The 4,884-nt window shown below is 63.4% G+C and carries 5 protein-coding genes; all 5 read right to left on the bottom strand.

The window, feature by feature from the left end; all coding sequences use genetic code 11:
* Positions 1-2,280 (bottom strand): FAD-dependent oxidoreductase (locus EN949_RS33015; RefSeq protein WP_164782619.1); only part of this gene is annotated, 2,280 nt, incomplete at its 3' end.
* A 193-nt stretch (positions 2,281-2,473) separates the two neighbouring features.
* A complete protein-coding gene (locus EN949_RS33010; protein ID WP_244514305.1) occupies positions 2,474-2,719 on the bottom strand; it encodes a cytochrome c oxidase assembly factor Coa1 family protein in 246 nt (81 codons plus the stop codon).
* Between the two features lie 6 nt (positions 2,720-2,725).
* Positions 2,726-3,091 (bottom strand): hypothetical protein, encoded by a 366-nt coding sequence (locus EN949_RS33005; RefSeq protein ID WP_063168189.1) that lies wholly within the window; start codon positions 3,089-3,091, stop codon positions 2,726-2,728.
* Between the two features lie 142 nt (positions 3,092-3,233).
* Positions 3,234-4,613 (bottom strand): aspartate aminotransferase family protein, encoded by a 1,380-nt coding sequence (locus EN949_RS33000; RefSeq protein ID WP_127365792.1) that lies wholly within the window; start codon positions 4,611-4,613, stop codon positions 3,234-3,236.
* Positions 4,614-4,661: 48 nt separating this feature from the next.
* Positions 4,662-4,884, bottom strand: a 223-nt coding sequence (locus tag EN949_RS36895) for a hypothetical protein (RefSeq protein ID WP_245472571.1), incomplete at its 5' end; no start/stop codon positions are given.

Here is a 4,884-nt window from a genome sequence, read left to right as displayed (position 1 = left end):
GGAGTAGCCCGCCGAGGTGATGTGGCCGACGAGCTCGCCTTCGCGGTAAACGCCCTCGAAGGCGAATGCGCTCGCACCATCCGTGTCGATCGACAGTGTGGCGATCCGGCGTGTAACCTGCTGCTGTTTCGCGACCAGTGCCGCCCGGCCGATGAAGTCCCTCTTGTCGAGGCTGATGAAGCGCTCGAGGCCGCTTTCCAAGGCGGACAATTCGGGGTTCATATCGCGGTACATGGCCCGGTAGGATTTATCGAGACGAAGCGATTCCAGCGCTTGAAGTCCGACCAGCCTCAGCCCGTGTGCCTCTCCCGATGCCAGAAGCGCATCCAGCAAATGCCGCTGGTAGCAGAGTGGATGATAGAGTTCCCATCCCAGCTCACCCGAATAGTTGACACGCAGCAGCCGTACGTCGCTGGCCATGCCGACGGTGCCGGACTGTACGCTGAACCATGGGAAGGCCTCGTTGGAGAGGTCGATCTCCGTCAGCGGCTGCAGTATGTCGCGCGCCTTCGGCCCAACCACCGTGAAGCTGCCGCGATCCTCCGTGACGTTGCGCAGATGCACGCTGCCGTCCTTCGGCAACAGCCGGCCGAGATCGTCAAGGTTCCAGCGTTCGGCGCGCGGCGTCGATATGAGATAGAACAGGTCGCTCTGCAGCCGCGCCACCACATACTCGGCCTGCACGCCGCCGGTCGGCGTCAGGTGATGGGCAAGAGCGACACGACCGGGACGCGGCAGTCTGTTGGCCAGGATTCCGTCGAGCCAGCCCTCGGCGCCCGGCCCGCCGACCTCGAACTTGGTCATTGGTGTCATCTCGACCAGACCGGCGGCCTGGCGGACAGCCTGGACCTCTGCGGCGACGTGGTTCCCCTTGGGGGTCCAGCGCCAGCTGTAGACATTGCGCGCCTCGACACCCGCGGGCGCAAACCAGCTCGGCATTTCCCAGCCGTTCAACACGTCCCATACCGCGCCAAGCTGACTTAGGCGGTCATAGGACGGGGCCGTCTTCTGCGGTCGCGCCGCCGGCATGTCCTGGCCCGGATAGTGCTGTACGGCGTGGGTGCCCCAGGTTTCCCGGACCTTGGCCCGGGTCCAGTTCTTGTTGGCATAGCGGCCGAACCTGCGGGGATCCAGCTCCGCCGTGTCGATGCTGTTGCCACCCTCCACGATCCGTTCGGAGAGGTAGTAGCCAATCGCACCACCCCAAAGGATGCCCCCCGGCACCCCTTCGGCGAGCCAGACATTCTCCAGGCCCCACGCCTGCCCCATCAGCGGCAGCTCATCGGCCGTCATCTGGAAAGGTCCTCGCACATTGCGCTTGATGCCGGCGCGCCCGAGCGCGGGAACCAGTTCGGTGGCGCGCTCCCAGTTCCAGGAAACGGCATCGAAATCTTCATCGAGCAGATCGGCGCCGAACCATTCCGGGACGCCGTTTTCGGCGAACAGCTTGAGCTGCTCGGTGCGCTCATAGGGACCGAACATCAGCCCGTCTCCCTCTTCGCGCAGATAGCCCTCGTAACCCTCGTCCCTGAGGATCGGCATCTCCGGAAGACCAAGCCGTTTGCGTTCCACGATTTCGGGAACCGCCTCGGTGATCCAATACTGGTGCAGGATCGGAATCGCGGGAATGTCCAGGCCCAGCATGGCGCCTGTCTGGCGTGCGTAATTGCCTGTTGCAAGGATGACATGTTCACAGACGATCTCGCCGCGTGAGGTCTTGACCCTCCACTCGCCGCTCGGCATCCGCTCGAAACCCACGACCTCGGTATCAAGATGGATCTTCGCGCCGAGGTCGCGTGCACCCTTGGCCATGGCCTGGGTGACATCGGCGGGTGCAATGTGGCCGTCATCGGGATGGTAGAGGGCACCTAGCATGGTGTTGTTGTCGAGCAGCGGCCAGATCTCTCGCGCCTCCGCGGGCGATACGATCCGGGCCCGCACTCCCTGGACCTCGGCAACGTCCATGTAGCTTCTGTACTCGTCCAGCCTGTCGCGCGTGTTGGCAATGCGCAGTTGCCCGCATTTGTGCCAGCCGACGTTCTGGCCCGTCTCCGCCTCCAGGCCTTCATAGATCGCGATCGATCTGGCGATCATGCGGCCGACATTGCGGCTGCGCGCGTAAGAGGGGATGAGCCCCGCGGCATGCCATGTCGAACCGGCCGTAAGCTGTGTTCGCTCCAGCAATGCCACATCGGTCCAGCCGCGCTTTGCCAGGCCGTAGAGAATGCCGGCGCCCACACAGCCGCCACCGACCACGACCGCACGAAAGGAACTCACCATATGCGCGTGCCCTTGTCTGAAATTGCCACCGGTCCACATGAACGCATGCGCATACTGTCAGACAGCATCCGGCTTTTCAGCATATTTCCTTGTCTGGAACGCTGCAGTGGTCACCCGACTGTTGGGCCACGAAGCCGGCCGAACTGTCAGCTGTCGCGCCCGCGTTCAGGCCGCTTTTTTGCGTTTTGCCTAGCTATATTCCGATTGCAGCATTCGGGATCGGGACATGATCTTCGTTGATCAGCACGATCGGCGCATCGGCTCCCTCGACCCTGACGACCAGCAGGCGCAGGCTCCACGTGCCGGCTGTCCGGACAGCCGTCGAATAGGCCGTGCCCTTGCCCCTGGCGCCGTGGACCGGAATGCCGAACTGGGCGTCACCAGCCCCATTCGCATCGACGTTGAGATGGCCGCCGACCCAGAAACTGTCGGTTTGCAACCCCGGTCAGGTCTTGTTGGACAGCCGGCGAAAATTCGCTTTCACGGCACGGCTTGCCGGCTTCAGCGCGGCGCTGATCGAGCGCTCCGCCGCAACCCCGTTGAACAGCGATGGCGTGCGGCCGGAAAAGACTTCCGGCCAGAACCGCGACGCCGATTGCAGGAAAGACATTTGCGCCGCAAACGCGCCTTCGGCCATAGCGGCGGTCTTCTCGTTGACCGCACGCGCCGTCTCCGTACTCCATGGCTGGCGGCTCCCGCCATCCATGGCCATCAACGGCAGCCGCATCATCGCCACCAGCGGCGCCAGCATCAGGTCGCCGCTGATGCTGGCCGCTTCTCGCGTCCGTCGGCTCTTGCCGGTTTCTCTCATGGAAACAAACCCCTTGTGGCGGCCGAATCAGCCGCTGCCCCACACACTACGCGCTTGTGATGGAATTCGTTCCCTCGCCGCTTCGGCATGGTCTCAAGGCTGGGCGCGCCCGCCGAAGAGCGCCCAGCCGAGGGGTCGAGTTCTACCGCTTGCGAAGATCGGCTTGCGCCAGATCCAGCGCCTTCGAGATGCGGTCGCAGGCCATATCGATCGTATCGCGGGTCCAGATCAGCGGCGGCGACAGGATCATCGTGTCGCCGGTGGCGCGCAGCATCATGCCATTCGTGATGGCGTGATCCCGCACGGTTACCGCCGCACTTCCAGCCGGCAGGAACCGCTCCTTGGTCGCCTTGTCCTTGACGATCTCGATCGCGCCCATCAGTCCGATCGAACGGACCTCGCCGACCAGATCATGTCCGGCAATGCGCTCCTGCAACGCCTTGGCGAAGTAAGGGCCGGTGTCGTTCCGGACGCGGTCGACCAGCCCTTCGCGCTCGATGATCTCGAGGTTCTTCAGCGCCACGGCGCAGGCCACCGGGTGCCCGGAATAGGTGTAGCCATGGTTGAACTCGCCGCCCTTCTCGACCAGCGTCGAGGCGATGCGGTCGCCAACCAGCAATGCCGACAGCGGCTGATAGCCCGAGGTCAGCGCCTTGGCGGTGGTGATCGTGTCTGGCTCGATGCCGAGTGTCTGTGCGGCAAACCATTCGCCGGTGCGACCATAACCGGTGATGACTTCGTCCAGCATCAGCAGGACATCGTATTTACGGCAGATGCGCTGCACTTCCGGCCAGTAGCTCGCCGGCGGTATCTTCACGCCGCCGGCTCCCATGATCGGCTCGCCGATAAACGCGGCAACCTTGTCGGCGCCGGCTTCGAGGATCGCCTCCTCGACAGCCCCGGCCGCGCGCAGACCGAAATCATGATCGCTCTCGCCAGGCAGCGCCAGCTCATAGGCATAGGGCATCATCACATGGACGATGTTGGGCACCGCACCGTTGAGCTGCTTGTGCATACCATCCATGCCGCCGAGCGAGGTGCCGGCAACGGTCGAGCCGTGATAGGCCATCTTGCGCGAGATGATGCGGTTCTTCTCCGGCTTGCCCTCCAGCACCCAATAGTGGCGCACGAGGCGCAGCGCGGTGTCGTTGGCTTCCGACCCGGAAGAGCCGTAGAATACCTGGTTGACGTGCTTCGGCGCGATCTCCGCCAGCTTCTTGGACAGCAGCACTGGCGTCGGCGTCGAGCATTTGAAGAAGGAGTTGTAGTAAGGCAGTTCCTTCATCTGGGCATAGGCGGCCTCGGCCAGCTCGTCACGGCCATAGCCGATGTTGACGCACCACAGCCCGGCCATGCCGTCGAGGATTTCAGCCCCCTCGGAATCGTAGATGAAAGGGCCGTTGGCATGGGTGATGATGCGCGACCCGGCCCCGCGCATTTCCTTGTGGTCGGTGAACGGATGCAGATGATGCGCGGCGTCGATCTGCTGAAGCTGCGTCAGCGAATAATTCTGATAGGTCATGTCTGATCTTCCCTCTGGATTCTATCCGGCCAAGCCGGGGCGAATGCTTCAGAGGCAGAGAGGTGGCGAATAGCCGATGCGGGCACACAGCCGCAAAAGCTCGGCGCGCAGCGTGCGCGGTGACGGCGTCACCGCGACCCGCAATGCGCGAGCCTCAAATGCGTCAATCAACGTCCTGACGAGAGCCATGGAAGCCACCTTAGAGCAAAGGCTGCTCGAGGAGAACCACCCTTTGCTTGGCCCATAACTGAATGACTCTAGGCCTTGGCTG

It is taken from the genome of Mesorhizobium sp. M7A.F.Ca.US.007.01.2.1 (genome assembly GCF_003998165.1).
GTDB lineage: Bacteria > Pseudomonadota > Alphaproteobacteria > Rhizobiales > Rhizobiaceae > Mesorhizobium > Mesorhizobium ciceri.
Note: the sequence above shows the minus strand (reverse complement) of the source record. Positions and strands in the feature narration are given on the sequence as shown.